This window comes from Pseudoalteromonas sp. meg-B1 (assembly GCF_003173795.1).
Taxonomy (GTDB): domain Bacteria; phylum Pseudomonadota; class Gammaproteobacteria; order Enterobacterales; family Alteromonadaceae; genus Pseudoalteromonas; species Pseudoalteromonas undina.
Genome location: NZ_QGQU01000003.1, coordinates 471,402 through 494,109, shown reverse-complemented (window position 1 = coordinate 494,109; position 22,708 = coordinate 471,402). Strand labels below are relative to the sequence as shown.

Here is a 22,708-nt window from a genome sequence, read left to right as displayed (position 1 = left end):
ATGACAGTAACTCTAATCGCGCCAATCGCGATGGACGAAGGTCTTCGTTTCGCTATCCGTGAAGGTGGCCGTACTGTTGGTGCTGGTGTTGTTGCAACTATCGTTGAGTAATCAACTGTTGTAATGCGTTAAGCATTAAAAAAACCCGAGCTTAGTCTCGGGTTTTTTAATGCTTGAAGAAAAGTGATTAGCTATCAGCTTTTAGCTGCTCGGTGTTAATGTAAGCTAAGTAGCCTGAGTTAGTATCAACCCCGAGTAGAAGCCAGCGGTTTAAGAACCTCTGAATATCTATAGTTTAATATTTGAGCGCTGTTTTTTCATAGAAGGGAATATGACTATACGCTAAAACTCAGTAAAGACATGTCTATTCATTGAATAGCTATCGACTCTTATAGACTATTAGCCTAAGCTAAAAATAGCTTAAATTTACAACAGGAAATGGGCGATGAATAATAAAAATAATTATCCGCAAGGTATATTTTGCTGGGCTGAACTGTGTACTCATAATTGGAAAGATGGAAAAGCTTTTTATACCTCGTTGTTTGAATGGGGGAATGACGACCAGCCAATTGGCGAAGATGAATATTACACAATGCTTCAAAAGCAAGGTGACGATATTGCTGCCATGTACCAAATGCCTAAAGAGCAAGTGGACGATTCCACACCTAGCTACTGGCTTACCTATATTGCAGTAGATGATGTTGATACATGTGCAATTAAGGCGCAAAAGCTAGGCGCGCAAATTATAGCAGGCCCTCACAATGTTATGAATGCAGGGCGCATGTTAATGCTTAAAGACCCAACCGGCGCCATAGTGGCGTTATGGCAAGGTAAAGAGCACATAGGATGTCAGCGTCCTTGTGAGCTCGGCACGCCTTATTGGCACGAAATGGCAACGCGTGATAGCGAAGCGAGCCGTCACTTTTATTGCGAATTACTAGGTTGGCAAAGTGAAATAAAGCCTATGGAAGGTATGGATTACACCTTGTTCTTAGTTGCAGGTAAGCCTGTAGCGGGCATGCTACAAATGAATAATGAGTGGCCAGAAGACGTGCCTCCCCATTGGATGATTTACTTTGCCGTGGATAACTGCGATAGCTATGTAAAAAAAGCGGCGATCCTTGGAGGGCAAGTGTGCGTACCTGCTACAGATATCCCTGATATAGGGCGTTTTAGTGTTATTTGCGATCCTCAAGGGGCTGTTTTTTCTATTATTGAATCGGCAATGGATGATATTAAAGCTTAGTAATTAGCAATGCTTAGGATTAATTTTAGGCTTTAGTATGGTTATTTAGTCGCAGTAATTATGTGCTTTTTTGCTATAATGGCGGTAATTACACCGCCAGTCAGCAAGAGAGTCCAATGGAACTTGAACAAGATAGCAATTTAACCCTCCCTTTATTTATTCTAGATGAGACACTAAGTACCCGTGACTTAGCGCAGCCTGACGTGGAAATTTCAGTTATTTTAAGTGATGAGCTACTGACTCAGCTATGCCAAAATCCCAGTGCTGACAGTAGTATTGGCATAAGCATTACGGACTATGAATTGAATGTCATCAATTCAAGCTTTTCAAGTGTAGTGCAAAGCGAACATGACGCTCAACTAACGCTCACCCAAGGCCCTCTATTAAGCGCTGTAGTGACTACAGCTGATGAGCTGACATTCGTATCACCTCAAGTTGATATGATGCCCACGTTCGATTTGGGCGATGAGGCAGAGTAATGAAAAAGATCATTATAAGTACATTTGTACTGATTATTTTAAGTGGCTGTGCCTACCTAGGAAATGCTCATTATAACGAACTGTTTGGTCCCGAAAAAACACAAGCGCGTATTGTTGACGCTAATAGTGGTGATGGCGCCGAATTTCTTCAGCATGTAAAGCCTGTAATAGATACTCGCTGCGTGGTTTGCCATGGTTGTTATGATGCGCCTTGCCAGTTGAAGTTGTCGTCTCCTGAGGGAATAGATAGAGGGCTAAGTAAAGAGTTGGTGTACGACGGTACTCGGTTGTTAGCCTCAACGCCGAGCCGATTATTATTTGATGCAACCACCACTGAGCAATGGCGTGAAAAAGAGTTTAGCCCGGTATTAAACGAGCGAGCACAAAATGAAGAAGCCAATTTAGCCGGTAGTGTGTTATTTAACACGCTGGTATTAAAGCAAAGTTCACCTTTGCCAGAAGATGAAGTATTAGATGAACGCTTTGATTTTTCGCTTAGTCGCAACCAAAGTTGTGCGACCATGGGTGAATTTGACCAATTAGCGGATGAGCAACCGCATGCGGGTATGCCTTATGGCTTACCAGGGGTGTCGGCTGCTGAATTTCAGCATCTACAAAATTGGATTAAAAAAGGTGGGAAAATGGCGCATATCAAGCCGCCATCAGCTGCTGAGCTTGCAAAGGTAAAAAACTGGGAAGCATTTTTAAATCAAGATGGTTTGAAGTATCAGTTATCAGCGCGTTATATTTATGAACATTGGTTTTTAGCGCACATCTATTTTAGTGATGCGCAATCACCAAACTTTTTTAAGTTGGTGCGTTCAAGCACTCCTCCTGGGGAAGATATTAAGTTAATTAGCGCCCGTCGCCCTTATGATAACCCAAATGTTGAGCGTGTTTATTATCGACTGCTTCACGATCGTTCTACTATTTTGTCAAAAACGCATTTGCCACTTAAGTTGACGGATGAGAAGTTAACGCGCTTATATCAGCAGTTCATCGCACCAAAATACACTGTATCTAGCTTACCAAGCTATGAGCCAGCACTTGCATCAAACCCATTTAAAACTTTTGAAGCACTGCCTATTGATGCTAAGTATCAATTTATGCTCGATGAAGCTGAGTTAATTATTATGGGCTTCATTAAAGGACCTGTCTGTCGTGGTCAAATTGCACTGAACGTGATTAATGATCATTTTTGGGTGGCATTTGCCGATCCTGATAAAGTGGCGACTCCAGAGGTTGGTAAAATGCTAATGCAACATGAAGACGCATTAGAGTTACCAGCAGCCGAGGAGAGTAATGCGTTACCTATTTCTAACTGGGTAAAATATTCAGTTCGCGAAAAACGCTATTTAAAAGCCAAGGTTGAGCTAGCTAATAAAATGTTCAAAAATGGCGAGCACTTAACTACTGATTTACTGTGGAAAGGGGAAGGGCATAACCAAAATGCGGCGCTGACAATTTTTCGCCATTTCGATAGTGCAACTGTTGTAAAAGGGCTTGTTGGCCAGCAACCTAAAACGATGTGGGTACTTGATTATGCATTGTTTGAGCGTATTCACTACTTACTAGTGGCAGGCTTTGATGTGTATGGCAATATTGGCCATCAATTGATAACACGTTTATATATGGATTTTTTACGCTTGGAAGGTGAGCAAAACTTTCTTGCGTTATTACCAGAGTCACAACGCGAAGCTATTAAGCAAAGCTGGTATCGTAAATCACCGCCAAGTCTATCGACCTTTTTCGAAAATAACCGTGAGTTTAGTCAGCCCAGCGGTATTAGTTACCAAACTGATAAGCCACAATCAGAGTTATATGGATTAATTAAACAAACGCTTGAGCCGGTATTAAGTCCTCGTTATGACTATAAAAAAGTACCCGCACCATTAAGTGCAATTAACACCATGCCCGCTAAAGCAATTAACTTACTCCCGCAGCTATCGTATGTGTTAGTAAAAGAGCAAGATGAGCACAAGGCTTATACGATTATTCATCATAACGCCCATTATAATATTTCGAGCTTATTAAACGAAGACGGCCAGCGTGCTTATGAAGAAGATACCGTGACAATTGTGCCAGGTTTTATTGGTGATTACCCATCAGCAATTTGGTATTTAAATAACCCGCAACAAGTTGCTGCATTTGCAGAGCAGTTACCGCTTATGCAAGTAGAGGCGGATTATCGGGCTTTAAAGTCTAAGTTTGCGATTCGTCGAACGCACCCTCAGTTTTGGCAATACAGCGATATATTACATCACGTTGCCCGCCAGTATCGAGGGGTTGAATTTGGTATGTTTGATTATAACCGCTTAGAAAATCGTTAATGATATTGTAAGTAGCCCAGCTTTTTAGTTGGGCTTTTTTATATCTAATAATTAGTGAATTAACTGATTAACTTGCTACAGTTAGACTAAAGTGAAAATAAAAAGCAGCTTGGTTTATGTTTAATATTGTAAAGAGTATTCGCACGCGTTATCGGTGGGCATTAATTGCTATTGCCTTGCTGATCAGCGTATCCGCACTACTCATGCAATACGTCTTTTCTGTGCAAAAATACGATGCGAAAATTATCAATATAGCGGGTAAGCAACGTATGCTGTCACAAAAAATAGCGTGGCATAGTAATGCGCTAATTAATCAAACAGCTAACAACGAACAGCACCTGAAATCGTTAGCCCACTCACTTGGGCTATTCGAGCAAGGACATACTTTTTTACTCACTAAAAATAAGCAAGGTGAGGCGATTTATTTAAATGCTGCTTTAGTTGATTTATATTATGCCGCCCCAGGTAACCTAGATGCCGAGGTATCTAGTTTTATAAAACAAGCAAAAAAATTACTGACCCAACAAGAACAAGCGAATCCCGTGATGTTTTCTGTGGGCGAGATTGAAGCATTATTAAAAAAATTAGACACCGCGGTGAGCTTATTTGAGCAGCAAGCGGTGACAAAGGTTAATTGGGTAGCCAATATTGAGCTGTTGTGTTGGTTTTTGACTCTAGCGTTATTGCTTCTAGAGTTAAGATTTGTGTTTATGCCAATGGAAAGGCAAGTTTTGCAGACTCTGCTTGAGTATCAACAACAAAAAGAATTTGCCGAGCAAGTCAGTCAGAATAAAGAGCATTTTATCGCACGCGCCAGTCATGAGTTTAGAACCCCGTTACAGGGATTAATTAGTTCTATAAATGAATTAAGCATTCCCAGCTCGCAACAACAAATTCAGCGTCAAGCTCAGTATTGTTCTGTTAGGCTGCTAGCGATGTTAGATGAACTTCAAGATTTGCAAGCGCTTAGTTTAAATCGCTGGTCGTTAAAGCCGACCTCAGACAACCTACTAACAACTTTAAAAAAAATACTGGCTGTGTATCAATATGGCTGTACTGAGAAAGGGTTAAAGCTAATTACCGAGTTAGCACCGAACTTAGACTGCGTGGTGATTGTAGATCACGCACGGCTACAGCAAATTGTTTCTGAACTACTTAATAACGCATTAAAGTTTACTGAGCAAGGAGAGGTCACCGTCATTGCTACGCTCAATAACCATCAGTTAGAGTTAAGCATAAAAGACAGTGGCTGTGGCTTTAGCCACCCGGTTGGTCAGCTCGAATTAGATAACAATCAACAAAGTAACCATTTTCAAGGCCTCAGAACAGGGCTTACCCGCGTGCAATATATTGTTAATGCGCTTAATGGCGACATTCGTTTTGAGAATAATCATCCACAAGGCGCCATTGTATTTTTGAGCCTACCATTAGAGATGGACACAAGCGAAACTATGCCAACGCGCTTGCCTGATGATCTTAAGTGTTTAGTGGTTGAAGATAACCCGCTCAACATGTTGGTACTAACAAAGTTATTAAGTTCTTTGAACATACAGGTTGAATCGGCTGAAAATGGCAAAGTCGCTTGTGAAATGGCGGCTGAAAATAGCTATGATGTTATATTTATGGATTTAAATATGCCGGTTATGGATGGCTTTGAAGCCACAAAGCTGCTGCATGAAAAAGACAAAACACGACCCATTATTGTGGTTACCGCAAACACTTCTGATAGTGATATAGCTCGCGCTAAAGCTTGTGGAGCAATAAGTCATATTCATAAACCCATAGATCAGCAAAGTATAATAGCGGCACTAAACGATGCTCTTCTAACAGAGGTTGATTAAATCTCACTTGCCTAATTGTTATTTTGTACGTTAATTTGAATTTTTAAGACTTATTTTGGTAGCTAGTGTGAGCTCAATTTTACTTCAGCAATTTAATGGTTATTTATCCACCGGTGGCAGTAATCGCTATTATATTAAGGATTTAACTTGGCAAGTAAAACAGGGGGAACACTGGGTATTGCTTGGCGGCAATGGCGCCGGTAAATCTGCGCTTGGGGCTACGCTTATTGGTGAAGCCAAGCAACAAAGTGGGCAACGCCATAGTACTTTTAATAATCTACAGTTAGTTTCAAGTGATTTACAAAAGCAGTTATTAAGCGCTAATCGCAAAAGTGATAAACCACAAAAAGTAACCGACATACTCTTTTCTGCGCCTGAAATTAATCGCGATTTATGTCAACAGCTAATTACTGCTCTTAATTTTGATGCCTTACTTAATCGTAATTTTACTGATTTATCGACCGGTGAAACACGTAAATTATTATTGATTAAAGCACTGTCTGCTAATAGTGATTTAGTTGTGCTTGATGAACCATTTGATGGCTTAGACACTGAATCGGCTAGGCAGTTAAACCGCCTATTAAAGCAACTGAGTACGCACACTTGCTTTGTGTTTGTACTAAACCGTGTTGATGAAATTCCTGCGTTTGTTGATCACTTTGCTTATGTGAGCAAGGGTCTTTTACAACATAGCTTAGCAAAACCGTGCGCAGCAAAACGAGCCGATTTATTTAAGTTACTGCATTTAGAACATACATCTATAACTATTCCAGATTCACCCGAGCCTACTTTTATTTCAAATGTAAACGCGCCACTCGTTAAGCTTACTGATACGCATGTACGTTATGGTGAACAGACTATCTTTGAGAACTTAAACTGGACAATTAAGCAACACCAACATTGGCAACTTACCGGCAAGAATGGCTCAGGAAAAACCTGTTTATTAAATTTAATCACCGGTGATAACCCTCAGTGTTATAACAATGAGATTGAGGTGTTTGGTTTTAAGCGTGGCACAGGAGAGAGTATTTGGGATATAAAACAGCATATTGGTTATATCTCTAATACCTTGCATTTACAGTATAGAGTGAGTATTTCGGCGCTCAATACTGTTATCTCTGGGTTTTTCGATAGTATTGGTTTATATCAACAAGCCAGCGAGTTACAAATGCGGTTAGCGAAACAGTGGCTGGCATTAATTGGCCTAAGCGATAAAGCAAATTGCGCTTTTACTCAACTATCGTATGGCGATCAGCGCTTATTACTGATTGTACGCGCAATGGTTAAACACCCCGCATTAGTTATTTTGGATGAGCCATGTTTAGGGCTTGATGAGGCAAATCGTCAACGCGTTTTACTGCTAATAGAAAAGGTGTGTGCGGCAAAAACGAGTACCGTTATTTATGTAAACCATCATGCAGCAGATACCATTAAAGGGATTGAACACACCTTAGAAATGGAAGATTTTAAACCAACTTACTATGAACAGCATACGGCTCATAGTGAGTTGATTATATAAGCTTGTTTATAACTGAGTCACCGTGAATCCTTGGTCACGCAGTTGTTTAATTAAGCCATGTTGCTCAACTAAATGCAGAGCACCTACCGCTATAAAAATATTGCCTTGTTCAAGTTTTGGGGTGAGCTGAGTGACCCAATTATTATTACGCTCAATTAGCATCACTTGTTCGCTTTGTTGGCCGTATTGGCTGTTATCAAAACTGGTGTGGTAGTAGCTGGTTAGGGTTTTCATATCGCCCTGTTTCCATGCATTTACTAGAGAAATAAAGTAGGTATTAATATCACTGAGTTGTTCAAAGGTTTCTGCCATCATAGCGTTGCTTAATGACTCTAACCCATTAAACATTTGTAGTTGCTGCTCTATGGTTTCAAGCTCTGCAATTTTAATATTATGCTGTTGGGCATAATCTAATATTTGCTTATCAATGCCATTTTTATCTGAATATCCTGCGTTTTGAAACTCAATTTGCATCATGGTTAACATCACAGCCCAAGGTTTAAAGCTGTTGAACATGGCAATATCAATCGACTTTTTAGCAAAGTAGTCTTTCAGGAGTTGATAATTTTCTGTCGACAGCTCACTCTGTAGTGTGCGCCCGTTATTAAGCAGCATATACGGCATAGAGCGTTGCTGCATTTGTAAAGGTGATAGCTTACTAATATCCACTTCAACAACCACTTGCTTGCTGTTATCCAGTGCGTGAGTCACTTTTTGTGGTAGCCCTTTCATGCTGGCATCACCTACATGCACGGTGCCAAATAAATACGAACTAGCGCCTTGTTTTTCTATTTTGAATAGAGCAGGAGCTGCATAGCCATTGACACTAAATGCTAAAAAAACGAACGTTATCAATAAATGACTGATACGCAATGACACTTTCATAAAAAATCCTAGCCATGTTTAAGTTGTTTTATAAATACTAACTTAGTTTACTATATAGGTAACGTAAAAATGCCAGATTAAAAGCGCTATTGATACCAATTATTGCTGTAGGCCATGTTGCCAAAATTAGTCAAAGCGCGTTCACTTTGTTATGAACTCAAGGCGATTCGTGAAAAGCTTCATAGACTGAGAAAAAACACCATCATGACCTACGGCAGCACTAATGCTTTTTTTACTTTGGCAAATTAAGCCCATAAAACAGACCACCAAAGCAGAACGGTGATGAGCATGGCGATAAAGACACTGGCAGAAGCGATGTCTTTAGCTAGGCCTGATAGTTCATGATATTCGCTACCGATGCGATCAACCACCACTTCGACTGCGGTATTGACCAACTCAGCAAATAACACAAACAATAAGCTGGCAATTAATATTAACTTGCTACTTAAAGTAATTTCTTGCAAGCAGGCAAATACGCCTAGCAAACTAAATAAAACCAACTCTTGCTGAAAAGCAGCCTCAAATCGGCTCATCCATTTTAGGCCGTTAAATGTATGGCTTAAGGTAAAAATTAGGCGCATTAGGCCTTGGCGTTTTATAACGGTTTTATTATTCATATTTTAGCTTCGCTATGGTTAATCGTTTGACATGACGCGAGTAAATCTTCAGAGGTTTGGTAGGTTTTACTCACAACACCGGTTAAGTTTAAAAGGGTATGAAAAATAGCATCGTGTGATTGCGCTAAAGTGCTATTTAAATTGTTGAGACACTTGGCTGTAATGCGCTGATTATGCTCATCAGCCCAGATGTAAAGAGGCACATGGGTTTGAGTTGTTGGTGCAAATGCATAGGGAAAGCCATGTAAGTACGCACCATTTTCACCGAGCGACTCGCCATGGTCCGACACATACAGTAATTGCTTATCAATATTGGCTGGTAGTGCCTTTAACTGTTCAATAACTTGAGCGTTGATAAAATCACTATAAGCAATTGTATTATCGTAGGTGTTAACCAGTTCTTCAGCGTTACAGTTCTGAATATCGCTGCGGTCGCAGGTTGGACTAAACTGTTTAAATTTTTCAGGGTAGCGCTTAAAGTAAGTAGGGCCATGTGAACCCATCATATGCAGCACTATAAGCGTATTAGCCTGACTCAAGTTAGCAAGCTTGTGCTTTAGTGGGGCTAGCAACGCTTCATCAAAACAGTATTTACCATCACATAGTCCGGATGCTTTGCTATCAATATTAATGGTAGGTACGCGCGAGCAGACGTTTTTACAGCCACTGTTATTATCAACCCACAAGACATCTGCGCCTGCTTGTTGTATCAAATCAATCACGTTTTGCTGATTATCACTGTCTAAACGAGAAAAATTGGCATGAGTTTGCAGTGAAAACATACACGGTACTGACACTGCTGTGGCGGTGCCACACGACGATACATTATCGAAATAAGTGACATTATGTTTTTGTGTGTATTGGTTGGTATTGCGCTCATAGCCTTGGTAGGAAAAATTTTCAGCTCGTGCGGTTTCACCTACTACTATGACAGTAACTCGTGTTGTGCTTGGCGATGCTAAAGTTGGTGTGGTATCAATATTTTTAAATTTAACATCGCTGTAAAGCAACTGGTCACGTGCATACTTATAGCCACTAGAAAGGTATTGAAATGGAATGATTTCTTTTTTCAATATACGGTTATTTCGACCTGTTGCCGCGTAATCGGCGTAAAAGTTTACTACCACTAAAGCAATCAAAGCACCGCATGCTAGTAACAGTTTAATACGACTGAGTATTTCTTTGTGTGGGCGGGCACAGTTTACGTTTATACGACTCAAAACAAAGGCAGGTAATGCGCCAAAAAGCAGTAAAAAGCCAACAAGTTGCAAGTTTAAATAGCTTAACGCTTCACTAGAGTCCGTCTCTGCTGCGTTTTGTATCATTGAGTAATCAAATACCACTCCATAGTTTAATGAGCCGTAAAGTGCGGCACTTGAGAGCACGAGTAGTAAGTAGTTGATGGGTTTTAATAGCCCTCGAACAGACACCAAAGAAAAAAATATAACTAATAAACACACAAGTAGTAGCGGTACAGAAAATAGAAATAACCACGAAAATGTGTGCAGCGAAGTAATAGCGCTAAACGCACCATGCATAAATGGAATATTAATGATTAAGCCGTAATAGCATGCCATTAAAATAACAAATGCATTAGCGCTGCAGTTAAAGTAAAAGCGCTTTTTGGTGTTTGCTTGCGATTGCTTACTGAGTTTGAAAATTGAATTCATAACACATCTCTTTTTAGTGAACGTTGTTATGCTAGGACGTCACACTTAAGAAACGCTTAAGAAGTCAATTTATTTTATTTTGTGAGCTATAAAATACAGCGGTTTGCTAAAAATTAATCAAACCATAATTCACCGTTATAAGAATAGTGAATTTCCTGAGTTGAAATGAAGGGATAAAAAATTCACTTTGTTTAGGTTGTTTGAATTTTAAAACCTAAGCCGGCGTGTTTTTATAATTATTTTGGATTGAATTTGATGTTGACTTAGCGCCCTGAGCGCGGTACTAATATAAAAAGACAGCGAAACAAGAGTTTCGTAATTACAGAAATTAAATGGTATTAAATTTTATGCTTAACAATGCACTTAACCTAGTCCTGATTATTATCGTGGTGATTATTCCCGCGAGGGCTTCGTAGTGCTTTAAAAAACTAAGCATTGAAAAGCCCTCCGCACTTAACCGTCCGGGGGGCTTTTTAGTTTTAAGATTAAATTTTAACGGGTTGTCACACAGGAATGAGGATTTACTAATGACAGGCGCAGAACTAACAATTGATTTACTCGCCAATCACGGCGTAGATGAAGTATTTGGCTACCCAGGTGGTGCTATTATGCCCATTTACGATGCCTTGTATGGTGCGCCTGTAAAACATTACCTCACTCGCCATGAACAAGGTGCAGGGTTTGCAGCCGTAGGTTATGCACGCAGTACTGGCCGCTTAGGTGTATGTTTAGCAACATCAGGCCCGGGTGCTACTAACTTAATTACCGCATTGGCTGATGCCATGATGGACTCAGTGCCTTTACTTGCCATCACCGGGCAAGTACCAACCGCAGCTATTGGTTCTGACGCCTTTCAAGAAATAGACGTGTTGGGTATGTCGCTTTCATGTACAAAACACAGTTATATGGTTGAGCGAGCAGAAGATTTAGCCGAAATATTACAAGAGGCGATGCATTTAGCACAAAGCGGTCGACCAGGCCCTGTTTTGGTTGATATCCCCAAAGACATTCAAATGGCGCAAGTACCTTTTAAACCTTGGTTAGCGGTAGATGAATATTTGCCTCAACTAGATCTAAATCAAGTCGCTATTGCTAACCAATTACTCAGTGAAGCCAAACAGCCTGTTGCCTATGTTGGTGGCGGGGTCCATGCCGCTGATGCGCAAGCGCAGTTAATGCAATTTTTAAATAAAACGCAAATGCCAGCGGTTTCAACCCTTAAAGCATTGGGCAGTGTATTACCTGATTACGAATATGATTTAGGCATGCTAGGTATGCATGGCGGTCAAGCGGCTAATTTAGCGGTGCAAGAATGTGATGTATTAGTGTGTATTGGCGCACGCTTTGATGACCGTGTAACCGGCAATTTAGCTAAGTTTGCTGCAAAAGCAAACGTAATTCATTTAGATATAGATGCAGCCGAGGTCGGAAAACGTAAACCCGCAAAAGCGTCATTAATTGCTGATTTAAAAACGTCTCTCCCTGCACTTGAGTGCGTGGTTACACCAAAAGCGTGGTGCGATCATAGTAAACAAATGAAGGTCAAGCACGCGTGGCGCTACGACTACCCTGGTGAAAAAGTATTTGCTCCTTACTTACTTAATCAACTTAGCCAGCGTATGCCAAGCACTAGTGTGGTGTGTTGTGATGTAGGCCAGCACCAAATGTGGGTAGCTCAGCACATGAAGTTTAGCCACCCTTGCAACCATTTGAGCAGTGGTGGTGCAGGCACTATGGGGTTTGGTTTACCCGCGGCTATAGGTGCACAGATAGCGCGTAAAGATGACTTTGTGATCACCGTTTCCGGTGATGGTTCAATCATGATGAATATTCAAGAGCTTGCCACTATTCGCCGTAATAATTTACCAGTAAAAATACTGATACTTGATAACCAGCGCTTAGGAATGGTGCGCCAATGGCAAGAACTATTTTTTGAAGGGCGTTACAGCGAAACTAACCTATCAGACAACCCTGACTTTGTACAACTTGCTGCTGTGTTTGGCATTCCTGGGCAAACTATTACCCATGCCAACCAAGTGGATGATGCAATCACTGCCTTATTAAATAGCGATGGACCCTATATTGTTCATGCTTGTATCGATGATAAAGAAAACGTATGGCCACTTGTTCCGCCTGGAGCTGCCAACGATGAAATGATAACGGAGAAAGCACAATGAAACACAGTTTAACTATTGCCTTAAAAAGTCAAAGTGTCGCAATCGAGCGCTTTTTACGTGTGGTGCGTCATCGTGGTTTTGACTTGACTCACTTACAGCTCAATATGGACGATGGTCAATATAATATGGCAATGACGGTTGATAGTGATAAACCAATTTACTTGCTTACTAGCCAGTTAAATAAATTGGTTGATGTGAAACATGTGACGCTACAAAGCTTACAGCAACAGGCTGTATAAAATAAATTTAACGAATTTTACGAATAACCGATTATTTGGTTATTCATCAATTTTTAGAATGAGGAATGCCCGCATTAATTGCGGCAAACACTGAGGTAACTATGGCTAAATTAAGAAGTGCAACCACCACTGAAGGGCGTAAACGCGCAGGCGCAAGAGCATTATGGCGTGCAACAGGCATGACTGATACCGACTTTGGTAAGCCAATTATTGCTGTTGTGAACTCATTTACGCAATTTGTACCGGGGCACGTACATCTTAATCAGCTTAGTGAACTGATGGCTGAAACCATTACTCAGGCCGGTGGTGTACCAAAAGAATTTAATACCATTGCTATCGATGACGGTATTGCCATGGGTCACGGCGGTATGCTTTATTCACTGCCATCGCGCGATTTAATTGCCGACTCGGTAGAGTACATGGTGAACGGCCATTGTGCCGATGCGATGATTTGTATTTCTAACTGCGACAAAATCACCCCTGGAATGATGTTAGCGGCGCTGCGTTTAAATATACCCGTTATTTTTGTATCGGGCGGCCCAATGGAAGCAGGTAAAACCAAATTAGCGAATATCGATATTAAGCTCGATTTGGTTGATGCTATGGTTAAAGGCGCTGATGAATCGGTAAGTGATGCCGACTCTGAGCAAGTTGAGCGATCTGCATGCCCTACCTGTGGGTCGTGTTCAGGGATGTTTACCGCCAATTCTATGAACTGTTTATTAGAAGCAATTGGCCTTGCGCTGCCTGGTAACGGGACCACGCTTGCGACCCATAAAGACCGCAAACAACTATATGTTGAAGCGGGTGCACGTATCGTTGATTTATGCCGTGAGTACTATCAAAAAGATAACCAAGACGTACTGCCTCGTGCTATCGCTAATAAAACCGCATTTATGAACTCTATGGTGGTTGATATTGCTATGGGCGGTTCATCAAATACGGTATTGCATTTACTCGCAGCGGCACAAGAAGCCGGCGTTGATTTTGATATGTCACACATTGATGAACTTTCACGTAAAACCCCGTTTTTATGTAAAGTTGCTCCAGCTACAGCGCAATACCACATTGAAGACGTACACCGTGCTGGTGGCATGATGGCGATAGTTCGCGAGCTTGGAAAGGCTGGGTTAGTTGATTTATCGGTTAACCATGTTGCTGGTATGACAATGGGTGAACTGGTTAAAAAGTGGGATGCAACCGATCCGAATAACGAAGCTGCGCAAAAGTTTTATCGTGCTGGCCCTGCAGGTATTCGTACCACCAAAGCAATGAGCCAAGATTGTCGTTGGGATGAGGGTGATAACGATCGTGAAAACGGTTGTATTCGCAGTGTAGAACATGCATTTCGTCAAGATGGTGGCCTTGCCGTGCTTTCAGGTAATTTAGCAATAGATGGCTGTATCGTTAAAAGTGCGGGTGTTGTTGATGAAATGCTGCATTTTGAAGGTACTGCTGTGGTATACGAATCACAAGATGACTCTGTAGAAGGGATTTTAAATGGCGAAGTAAAAGCCGGCGACGTGGTGGTTATTCGCTATGAAGGGCCTAAAGGCGGCCCTGGTATGCAAGAAATGCTATACCCAACTAGCTATTTAAAATCAAAAGGTTTGGCAGAGCAATGTGCATTAATTACTGATGGGCGTTTTTCAGGTGGCACGTCGGGTCTATCGATTGGCCACGTATCGCCGGAAGCTGCCAGCGGTGGCGCAATTGCTTATGTTGAAAACGGCGATAAAATTATCATCGATATTGCCACTCGAGAAATAACGCTGGCGTTAAGCGATGAAGAGCTTGAAGCTCGCAAGCAAAAACAGCTGGCTCGTGGTAAACAAGCGTATAAACCGCTTAATCGTGATCGTTATGTATCATCTGCGCTTAAAGCGTATGCGCTACTTGCAACCAGCGCAGATAAAGGTGCGGTTCGCGATTTAGCCAAACTGGAGGAGCTTAGCTAGATATGGTTTCTCAAGAACTCGATTATTTTCGCGCGATTATCCAAGCCAATATGGAGCCTTTAGCCAAGGTGACTGAGGTAAGTGAAATGGCCGAATTGAGTGCACGATTAGGTAATCATGTTTGGTTAAAACGTGAAGACCAGCAACCCGTGTACTCGTTTAAATTACGCGGTGCTTTTAATAAATTAAATAAGCTGCCTAAAGGCTCGGTTGTGATCACCGCATCCGCAGGTAACCATGCCCAAGGTGTGGCACTAAGTGCCTCACACTTAGGGCACAAAGCCACCATTGTGATGCCCGTGACCACACCTGAAATAAAGGTTAATGCGGTAAGGGCATTGGGTGGTGAAGTCGTATTGCATGGCCATCAATTTGATGCCGCAAAAGCGTATGCGCTGGAATTAACTGAGCAGCGAAACGGCGTATTTGTACCGCCATTTGATGACCCTGATGTGATTGTTGGTCAAGGTACGGTTGCCCGTGAATTAATGCAACAGCTCAACGATTTAGATGTGGTATTTATTCCTGTTGGCGGCGGCGGCTTGCTGGCAGGTATGGCGGTATATATTAAGTCGCTGCGCCCCGATATCAAAGTGATAGGGGTTGAGGCGAATGAAAGCGCCTGCTTAAAAGCTGCTTTAGCAGCAGGCGAGCCGGTAGAGCTCGATCGCGTTGGCAGTTTTGCCGATGGTGTTGCCGTTAAAATAATTGGTAGCGAAACATTCAGACTGGCACAAAAGTTTTGTGATGAAGTAGTTACCGTATCAGACGATGAAATATGTGCAGCCATGCAAGATATTTTTGTATCAACCCGTGCTATAGCTGAGCCTTCAGGAGCGCTTGCAACTGCAGGGCTTAAAAAATGGTCTCAGCAGTCGGGTTTAAAGGGGTTAAATTTAGCCGCTATTTTGTCTGGTGCTAATTTAAACTTTGATCGCTTACGTTATGTGGCTGAGCGCACTGCGCTGGGTGAGAAAAACGAAGCTTTATTAGCCGTGACCATTGATGAAAAGCGCGGTAGTTTTAAGCAGTTTTGTACATCTTTAGGTGGGCGTGCCATTACTGAGTTTAACTATCGTTATGCGGGGCCTGGCGAGGCGCAAATTTTTGTTGGTATTGCGCTACGTCAAGGGTTAGCAGAACTTGAAGAGCTTAAACAAAGTCTAACAGATAACAAATATACCTTTTGCGATTTGTCAGATAACGAATTAGCAAAGCTGCATGTACGCTATATGGTTGGCGGTAAAGCGCCAGAGCAGTTACATGAACGCTTACTAAGGTTTGAGTTTCCAGAGTACCCAGGCGCATTGGCGCGCTTTTTAGATACGCTGGGTAGTAACTGGAATATCACTTTATTTCACTACCGCAATCATGGCGGGTCAATGGGGAATGTATTAGCAGGCTTTGCTATTGAACCAAGCCAATATGAGATGTTTAATGAGCACTTAAATCGGCTAGGTTACAGTGTCCAAGACGAAACCGATAATCCCTGTTTTACTCAGTTTTTAACTACCCAACCTCAAGCAGAAAAGCTTGAAAAAATCGCTCTAGCCTAACTCTATCCTAAGCAAGCATCTTATCCCGATGCTTGCTTTATTAGCTGTTTTACATATAGTTATAATTAATTATCATGTTTATGGAAGCCTGCTTTGCTACTTAAAGGAATAATAATTAGCATCTGCTTTTTTTGTAGCCAGTTAATGGCGCAGGAATCAGTCACGTTACAATTAAAGTGGACGCACCAATTTCAATTTGCTGGCTATTACATGGCCAAACAAAAAGGCTTTTATAATGAGGCCGGTTTAGACGTCAATATAGTTCCTGCCGATCCAAAACGGCCAAATAGTTTTGGTGCGGTAGAGCGAGGAGAGGCGCAATTTGGTGTAGCACATTCAGGTATATTAGAACGCCGTATTGCCGGTGAACCCTTTGTAGCCATGGCTGCCATATTACAGTTTTCTCCTTACTGTTGGATGGTAAAAGAAACTTCAGATATTTTTCATGCTCGTGATTTTATTAACAAGCGTGTAAGTGAAGTCAGCAAAGAGAGTAATTCTGAGTTACTAACTATGCTTAAGCGCAGTGGTATTGATACCGAAAAACTGGCTGTTTACAAAGGCGATGAATTACAACAAGCATGGATGGAAAATAAATTAGATGCGATAGAAGTGTATGTTACCGACCTACCTTATCATATGGATCAGCAAGGGGTTGCTCATAGACTTATATGTCCACAACGTTATGGGATGGATGTATACGCGGATATTTTATTTACCAGCGATAGTATGGTTAAGTATCACCCCGATACGGTAGAAAAGTTTTATCAAGCAAGTTTAAAAGGGTGGCGCTACGCGGTAATGAATATGGATGAAGCCATTGCCATAACCCAACAGTTTTATGCGCCTGAACGCAGTTTTCATCAACTGGCCTATGAGGCTGAGGTACTTAAAGACTATATTGCTCCACCGAGTACTACTGTGGGTAATATGTCGATGGCTAAATGGCGTTTAATTGCTGACTTATATGAGATTGATCAAACAAAGTTTGATGAAGTCAAAGCTGATTTTATTTATAAATATAAAAAGCAAGAAACACTGCAGCTTTCTTGGATGCTAATTGCGGCTATTATAATAAGCATTATTTCTATCCCCCTCTATTTACGTTTAATGTTTAAATCGCGCTAGTGGATTACTTACTCCATTCCCTTGCTCTGCGAGGTTAAAAAAATAACCGCTTAATTAGGTGCTATTGTGCTGGTATAATTAAGCGTCTTTTTTATATCCTAAGCTGTTATGACCTTAACTGAGCAATTTTCTGCCCTCGACTCTTTGCTAATGAATACTCGCTTGTATTGGCAGTGTACTGCATTTGATTTTGACGTTTTACCTTGGCCTGAATTACATGCTCCTTTGAGCGCTTTATCCGATCAGGCGGTTGCTGAATTAGACTCTGATCAAGAACAGCTCTATCAGTTTTTTTCATCCTATATTCCTGCTGTTGAGCAACTTAGCCGATTAGTGTCATTGCCTGCCATTACCAATACTCGGAAGGAATACCCGTTTTGGATCAGTAATGGTATTAAAGGTCGAAAGTTTACTCAGCTACAAGATTTTGTTGGCGCATTGCCCACTAGTAATCAGCCTGTATTAGAGTGGTGTGCAGGTAAAGGCCATTTAGGGCGAATGTTAGCTTTTAATGGTGCGCAGAGTGTACACAGCGTTGAGCTACAATCTCATTTGTGTGAACAAGGGAAAAAAAGTGCACAGCAGCAGGGACTTGCAATACAATTTAGCCAAGCCGATGTACTTAAGGATAGCATTCAGGATTTTTTTAGCTCACACACTCATGCCGTCGCTTTGCATGCCTGCGGTGCGTTACACCAAACTTTTATGCATCAAGCCAGTGCAGCAAAAGTACCACAAATTAGCTTTTCACCTTGTTGCTATCATTTATTTACTGATAATAATTACCAAGCGATGAGCGAGCATGCTCAGCAAAGTCGATTAAACTTAACTCACAGAGATTTAAAGCTCGCCCTGCAAGAAACTGTTACAGCTCCTTCGCGAGTAGGCAAAGTGCGAAAAACAGAAGTGGAGTGGCGACTCGGATTTGATGCCTTAAGAAAGTCACTTACTGGTGAGTTAGGGTATGTCAGCGTCCCTTCAGTGAATAAAGCGATATTTTCAGATTCGTTTGCAGCATTTTGTAACTGGGCGGCAGACAAAAAAGCCTTAAAACTGCCAAAAGATATTGATTACAATAAGTTTTTATTGATTGGGCAGGCGCGAAAAAAAGTAACAGAGCGAGTTGAACTGGTTCGACATGTGTTTAGAAGAGCAATAGAAGTTTGGCTTGTGCTCGATCGTGCTTTATATTTGCAGCAGCAAGGCTATGACGTCAGTGTTAATACATTTTGTGAGAAGCAATTAACACCCCGTAATATTTTAATTTTAGCCAGTTTAAAAACGCCCTCAACCTAAAAGAGATGTAATGAGAAATTTAAATAACTTACTAGAAAATAATAAACGCTGGGCATCTAGAACGAGCGAAGCGAACCCTGAATTTTTCAAAATTTTATCGATGCAACAAAACCCAGAATACTTATGGATAGGTTGCTCTGATTCACGGGTGCCAGCTAATCAAATTGTTGATTTATTACCGGGTGAGTTATTTGTGCACCGTAATGTTGCCAACGTGGTTGTGCATACCGATCATAATTGTTTATCGGTTATGCAGTACGCGGTCGAAGTATTAAAAGTAAAACATATTATGGTTGTTGGCCACTACGGTTGTGGTGGTGTGCAAGCGGTACTAAACGAGGACCGCTTTGGCTTTATTGATAACTGGCTCCGCCACGTTGGTGATGTAAAAGAAAAACACCTAGAGCAACTTAATGCTCTGCCAGAAAAACAACGTCTTGATCGTTTAATAGAGCTTAATGTGATTGAGCAAGTGCGTAACGTATCTCGCACTAGCATTGTTCAAGATGCATGGCTAAGAGGCCAGGAACTCACGGTGCATGGTTGGGTATATGGCTTAGAAAATGGTCATTTGCATGACTTAGAATCGGTAGTTAGTTGTGCTGAAGAAGAGTGTGAAAGCTATAAAAAAGCAGTACACCATGTACTAAATAAATCTGCGGACAGTCACCTTTAATATGGCCAAAACGGCGCTAATAATCGGCAGTACCGGCTTAGTTGGCAGCCAGTTATTACAACAGCTGTTAGCATCTTCTTGCTATTCAAAGATAGTGAGTTTATCGCGCCGCCAATTAGATTTTTCTCATCCTAAATTAATTAGCCATGTTATTGATTTTGAAAATTTGACGCATTATGTTGAATTGTTCAAAGGTGACGTATTCTTTTCTTGCTTAGGGACCACATTAAAGCAAGCGGGCAGTGTGGCTGCACAACGTAAAGTTGATTTTGAATACCAATTTATTTGTGCGCAAATGGCGGCCAATAACGCTGTTCCGCATTATTGTTTGGTATCGTCAAGTGGCGCAAATGCGCATAGTATGAGCCGTTATTTAAAAATAAAAGGAGAGCTTGAGCAGCAGGTGAAGCAGCTTGGCTTTGCACGCTTGAGTATATTGCAACCGTCTTTATTAGTCGGCGAGCGTTCAGAGCTTAGAATTGCAGAAAAGCTAGGTGAGGTGGTACTTCCACTGCTAACGCGTTTTGGTATCCTCAAACGGTATAGACCCATTACCGGTGAGCAAGTAGCTAATAAATTGCTGAGGGTAAGCATAGAGCAGCAACAAGCAACGGGTTACTATGTGCTGGACGAGCTATTTGAATAACTGAGTGATTAGCGCCATAAAGCAGGTTCGTCTATGGCGTTATATTTATTATTCTGCGTCTGTTTTTGCCGATAATTGCTGTTCAAGTATCGCTACTTTTGCTTCTAATTCAGTTAGCTTTTCACGTGTGCGGATCAGCACTTGGCTTTGAATATCAAACTCTTCACGGCTTACAAAGTCCATTTCGGCAAGCTTATTTTGTAACACTTGCTTAGTTTTACCTTCAAGTGTATCAGCCAGGTTTTTTACACCTTGTGGCATGTTATTAGTGATCTGTTTCGCAATTTCTTCAAGTTTTGCTGGGTTAATCATAGTCGTCCCTTGCCTGTTGCCTAAAATGATAATAACTAATATTACCTTATTGGCTAGGCGTATTGTAGTGATTACGTTAAAATTGCCCGTCTTTTTGCAATCAGCTGGTCGTTATGAAACTCAATCCTAAACAAGATGAAGCGGTAAAGTACATTAGTGGTCCTTGCTTAGTATTAGCCGGCGCAGGCTCGGGTAAAACGCGAGTTATCACCAACAAAATTGCTTACTTAGTACAGAGATGTGAGTATCAAGCGCGTAATATTGCGGCGGTTACCTTTACCAATAAAGCGGCTAAAGAAATGCGCGAGCGGGTTTTGCAAACCTTGGGAAAACAAGAGTCTAAAGGTTTATGGGTGTCTACTTTTCATACGCTTGGGCTTGAAATCATCAAAAAAGAGTTAAAAACACTGGGTTTTAAACCCGGTTTTTCGTTGTTTGACGACCAAGATACTAATCAATTACTCGGTGATTTAACCGAAGACGAGCTTAAAAAAGACAAAGACTTACTAAATCTACTTAAAATGCAAATTGGTAGCTGGAAGAATGAACTCATTTTACCAGAGAAAGCTATTCGCGAAGCCAGAGAGCCGCAAAAAGCATTGTTTGCTCAGCTGTATGCGCGTTACCAAAATCAATTAAGAGCGTATAACGCGCTGGATTTTGATGATTTAATTATGATCCCCACGCTGCTTTTAAGTAGTAATGCCACATCACGTGAGCGATGGCAGCAGCGTTTTCGTTATTTACTGGTGGATGAATATCAAGATACCAATACCAGCCAATATCAATTAGTGAAATTGCTGGTAGGCGAACGAGCACGCTTTACTGTGGTGGGAGATGACGATCAGTCAATTTACTCTTGGCGTGGTGCTCGTCCACAAAACTTGGTGTTATTAAGTAAAGATTACCCTGGGCTTCGATTAATAAAACTAGAACAAAACTACCGTAGTGCTGGGCGCATTCTTAAAGCGGCCAATATCTTAATTGCAAATAACCCACATGAGTTTGAAAAAAAGCTCTTTAGTGAGTTGGGCTATGGTGAGCAAATTAAAGTCATTGGCTGTCGCGATGAAGAACATGAATCAGAACGTGTGGTCGCAGAGATTATTTCTCATAAATTTATGAAACGCACCAGCTATAAAGATTACGCTATTTTGTACCGGGGTAACCACCAAGCGCGGGGCTTTGAAAAGTCGTTAATGAGTAACCGAATCCCGTATAAAATTAGTGGTGGAATGTCGTTTTTTTCACGTTCTGAAATTAAAGATATCATGGCTTACTTACGTCTTTTAGTGAATCAAGATGATGACAATGCTTTTTTAAGAATTGTGAATACCCCACGTCGTGAAATTGGTACAGTCACGCTTGAAAAGCTTGGCACCTTAGCTAATGAAAAACACCAAAGCTTATTTGCGACCTGCTTTGATAACGACTTAGGATACAGACTAAAAGGACGTGGTTTAAATGCACTAGCTGGGTTTGCCCGTTGGGTGGTTGAGCTTTCAGATAACGCAGTGCGCAGTGATACACTGGAGGCGGTGAAGGATTTAGTACGTAATATTAATTACGAAGCTTACTTGTATGAATCATCGCCTAGTGCTAAAGCCGCTGAAATGCGGATGAAAAATGTGTCCGAGCTGTATCGCTGGATAACAGACATGTTAACAGGCGATGCCGATAATCCGCCAATGACACTGGCTGAAGTAGTTAGTAAATTGACCCTTCGGGACATGCTAGAGCGAAACGAAGAAGAAGATGAAGCTGATGCCGTGCAATTATTAACTTTGCATGCCTCAAAAGGACTCGAGTACCCCTATGTATTTATGGTCGGTATGGAAGAAGGATTGTTGCCACACCAAGTAAGCATTGATGAAGATAATGTGGATGAAGAGCGCCGTCTTGCCTATGTAGGTATTACCCGCGCGCAACAAGAGCTGACTTTAACCTATGCTAAAATCCGCCGTCAGTTTGGTGAAACATCACAAACAGAGCTCAGTCGATTTGTGCAAGAGTTACCGCAAGATGACTTAGCCTTTGAAAACAAAAAAGCGCCTAACACCCAAGCTGAACGTATGGAAAAAGGCCAAGCTCGGGTTGCAAATTTAAGAGCAATGCTGAAAAAGCCACAATAAG

The 22,708-nt window shown here is 41.4% G+C and carries 18 protein-coding genes and 1 pseudogene; 15 read left to right on the top strand and 4 right to left on the bottom strand.

All coding sequences use genetic code 11. The annotated features are described in order from the left end of the window. From DK924_RS14030 to DK924_RS14005, 6 genes and pseudogenes are all read left to right on the top strand, one after another. Positions 1-111: pseudogene (locus DK924_RS14030) on the top strand (elongation factor Tu); the annotation flags it as partial. Between the two features lie 334 nt (positions 112-445). Beyond that, positions 446-1,246 carry a VOC family protein gene (locus DK924_RS14025; protein ID WP_109875482.1) on the top strand — a complete coding sequence of 267 codons (801 nt, stop codon included), beginning with the start codon at positions 446-448 and terminating at the stop codon, positions 1,244-1,246. 116 nt (positions 1,247-1,362) lie between these two features. Next, positions 1,363-1,725: a hypothetical protein gene (locus tag DK924_RS14020; protein WP_109875481.1), complete on the top strand. Its 363-nt coding sequence runs from the start codon at positions 1,363-1,365 to the stop codon at positions 1,723-1,725. Then, positions 1,725-4,055 carry a fatty acid cis/trans isomerase gene (locus DK924_RS14015; protein WP_109875480.1) on the top strand — a complete coding sequence of 777 codons (2,331 nt, stop codon included), beginning with the start codon at positions 1,725-1,727 and terminating at the stop codon, positions 4,053-4,055. The genes DK924_RS14020 and DK924_RS14015 overlap by 1 nt, the downstream gene beginning before the upstream one ends. Before the next feature lie 116 nt (positions 4,056-4,171). Next, entirely contained in the window at positions 4,172-5,896 is a 1,725-nt protein-coding gene (locus tag DK924_RS14010; protein WP_109875479.1) for a response regulator, read from the top strand. Positions 5,897-5,963: 67 nt separating this feature from the next. Beyond that, entirely contained in the window at positions 5,964-7,415 is a 1,452-nt protein-coding gene (locus DK924_RS14005; RefSeq protein WP_109875478.1) for an ATP-binding cassette domain-containing protein, read from the top strand. A 6-nt stretch (positions 7,416-7,421) separates the two neighbouring features. Here DK924_RS14005 and DK924_RS14000 read toward each other — a convergent pair whose 3' ends face one another. From DK924_RS14000 to DK924_RS13990, 3 genes are all read right to left on the bottom strand, one after another. Continuing rightward, the gene (locus DK924_RS14000; RefSeq protein ID WP_055012286.1) at positions 7,422-8,300 is read right to left on the bottom strand and encodes a TraB/GumN family protein; all 879 of its coding nucleotides are present in this window, start codon (positions 8,298-8,300) and stop codon (positions 7,422-7,424) included. A gap of 245 nt (positions 8,301-8,545) precedes the next feature. Beyond that, positions 8,546-8,917, bottom strand: a complete 372-nt coding sequence (locus tag DK924_RS13995; RefSeq protein WP_010390346.1) for a diacylglycerol kinase — start codon at positions 8,915-8,917, stop codon at positions 8,546-8,548. Further along, positions 8,914-10,587 (bottom strand): phosphoethanolamine transferase, encoded by a 1,674-nt coding sequence (locus DK924_RS13990; protein ID WP_109875477.1) that lies wholly within the window; start codon positions 10,585-10,587, stop codon positions 8,914-8,916. Before DK924_RS13990 ends, DK924_RS13995 begins: the two co-directional genes overlap by 4 nt. A 527-nt stretch (positions 10,588-11,114) precedes the next feature. Here DK924_RS13990 and ilvG point away from each other — a divergent pair. From ilvG to DK924_RS13950, 8 genes are all read left to right on the top strand, one after another. Beyond that, a complete protein-coding gene (gene ilvG, locus DK924_RS13985) occupies positions 11,115-12,764 on the top strand; it encodes an acetolactate synthase 2 catalytic subunit (protein WP_109875476.1) in 1,650 nt (549 codons plus the stop codon). Then, positions 12,761-13,003 (top strand): acetolactate synthase 2 small subunit, encoded by a 243-nt coding sequence (ilvM, locus tag DK924_RS13980; RefSeq protein WP_028834467.1) that lies wholly within the window; start codon positions 12,761-12,763, stop codon positions 13,001-13,003. The genes ilvG and ilvM overlap by 4 nt, the downstream gene beginning before the upstream one ends. Before the next feature lie 101 nt (positions 13,004-13,104). Next, positions 13,105-14,961 carry a dihydroxy-acid dehydratase gene (gene ilvD / locus DK924_RS13975; protein ID WP_109875496.1) on the top strand — a complete coding sequence of 619 codons (1,857 nt, stop codon included), beginning with the start codon at positions 13,105-13,107 and terminating at the stop codon, positions 14,959-14,961. A gap of 2 nt (positions 14,962-14,963) precedes the next feature. Beyond that, a complete protein-coding gene (gene ilvA, locus DK924_RS13970; RefSeq protein WP_075169505.1) occupies positions 14,964-16,517 on the top strand; it encodes a threonine ammonia-lyase, biosynthetic in 1,554 nt (517 codons plus the stop codon). A gap of 144 nt (positions 16,518-16,661) precedes the next feature. After that, complete coding sequence (locus DK924_RS13965) at positions 16,662-17,645, top strand: ABC transporter substrate-binding protein (RefSeq protein WP_010390353.1); 984 nt, start codon at positions 16,662-16,664, stop codon at positions 17,643-17,645. A gap of 108 nt (positions 17,646-17,753) precedes the next feature. Beyond that, positions 17,754-18,941: a methyltransferase gene (locus DK924_RS13960; RefSeq protein WP_109875475.1), complete on the top strand. Its 1,188-nt coding sequence runs from the start codon at positions 17,754-17,756 to the stop codon at positions 18,939-18,941. Positions 18,942-18,951: 10 nt separating this feature from the next. Continuing rightward, the gene (gene can / locus DK924_RS13955) at positions 18,952-19,617 is read left to right on the top strand and encodes a carbonate dehydratase (protein ID WP_008112739.1); all 666 of its coding nucleotides are present in this window, start codon (positions 18,952-18,954) and stop codon (positions 19,615-19,617) included. Between the two features lies 1 nt (position 19,618). Next, positions 19,619-20,263, top strand: coding sequence for a short chain dehydrogenase (locus tag DK924_RS13950; RefSeq protein WP_109875474.1), 645 nt, complete (start codon positions 19,619-19,621; stop codon positions 20,261-20,263). A gap of 48 nt (positions 20,264-20,311) precedes the next feature. On the opposite strand, the gene DK924_RS13945 is transcribed toward DK924_RS13950, so the two are convergent. Beyond that, positions 20,312-20,575: an accessory factor UbiK family protein gene (locus tag DK924_RS13945; protein ID WP_008112735.1), complete on the bottom strand. Its 264-nt coding sequence runs from the start codon at positions 20,573-20,575 to the stop codon at positions 20,312-20,314. A gap of 113 nt (positions 20,576-20,688) precedes the next feature. Between DK924_RS13945 and rep the strand changes: the two genes are divergently transcribed. Continuing rightward, on the top strand, positions 20,689-22,707 hold the full coding sequence (gene rep, locus DK924_RS13940; RefSeq protein ID WP_109875473.1) for a DNA helicase Rep: 2,019 nt from the start codon (positions 20,689-20,691) through the stop codon (positions 22,705-22,707). Position 22,708 lies beyond the last annotated feature (1 nt).

Coding starts and splice junctions, on each gene's coding strand:
- DK924_RS14025 (WP_109875482.1), top strand. CDS start 446: ATGAATAATAAAAATAATTATCCGCAAGGTATATTTTGCTGGGCTGAA.
- DK924_RS14020 (WP_109875481.1), top strand. CDS start 1,363: ATGGAACTTGAACAAGATAGCAATTTAACCCTCCCTTTATTTATTCTA.
- DK924_RS14015 (WP_109875480.1), top strand. CDS start 1,725: ATGAAAAAGATCATTATAAGTACATTTGTACTGATTATTTTAAGTGGC.
- DK924_RS14010 (WP_109875479.1), top strand. CDS start 4,172: ATGTTTAATATTGTAAAGAGTATTCGCACGCGTTATCGGTGGGCATTA.
- DK924_RS14000 (WP_055012286.1), bottom strand. CDS start 8,300: ATGAAAGTGTCATTGCGTATCAGTCATTTATTGATAACGTTCGTTTTT.
- DK924_RS13995 (WP_010390346.1), bottom strand. CDS start 8,917: ATGAATAATAAAACCGTTATAAAACGCCAAGGCCTAATGCGCCTAATT.
- DK924_RS13990 (WP_109875477.1), bottom strand. CDS start 10,587: ATGAATTCAATTTTCAAACTCAGTAAGCAATCGCAAGCAAACACCAAA.
- ilvG (WP_109875476.1), top strand. CDS start 11,115: ATGACAGGCGCAGAACTAACAATTGATTTACTCGCCAATCACGGCGTA.
- ilvM (WP_028834467.1), top strand. CDS start 12,761: ATGAAACACAGTTTAACTATTGCCTTAAAAAGTCAAAGTGTCGCAATC.
- ilvD (WP_109875496.1), top strand. CDS start 13,105: ATGGCTAAATTAAGAAGTGCAACCACCACTGAAGGGCGTAAACGCGCA.
- ilvA (WP_075169505.1), top strand. CDS start 14,964: ATGGTTTCTCAAGAACTCGATTATTTTCGCGCGATTATCCAAGCCAAT.
- DK924_RS13965 (WP_010390353.1), top strand. CDS start 16,662: ATGGCGCAGGAATCAGTCACGTTACAATTAAAGTGGACGCACCAATTT.
- DK924_RS13960 (WP_109875475.1), top strand. CDS start 17,754: ATGACCTTAACTGAGCAATTTTCTGCCCTCGACTCTTTGCTAATGAAT.
- can (WP_008112739.1), top strand. CDS start 18,952: ATGAGAAATTTAAATAACTTACTAGAAAATAATAAACGCTGGGCATCT.
- DK924_RS13950 (WP_109875474.1), top strand. CDS start 19,619: ATGGCCAAAACGGCGCTAATAATCGGCAGTACCGGCTTAGTTGGCAGC.
- DK924_RS13945 (WP_008112735.1), bottom strand. CDS start 20,575: ATGATTAACCCAGCAAAACTTGAAGAAATTGCGAAACAGATCACTAAT.
- rep (WP_109875473.1), top strand. CDS start 20,689: ATGAAACTCAATCCTAAACAAGATGAAGCGGTAAAGTACATTAGTGGT.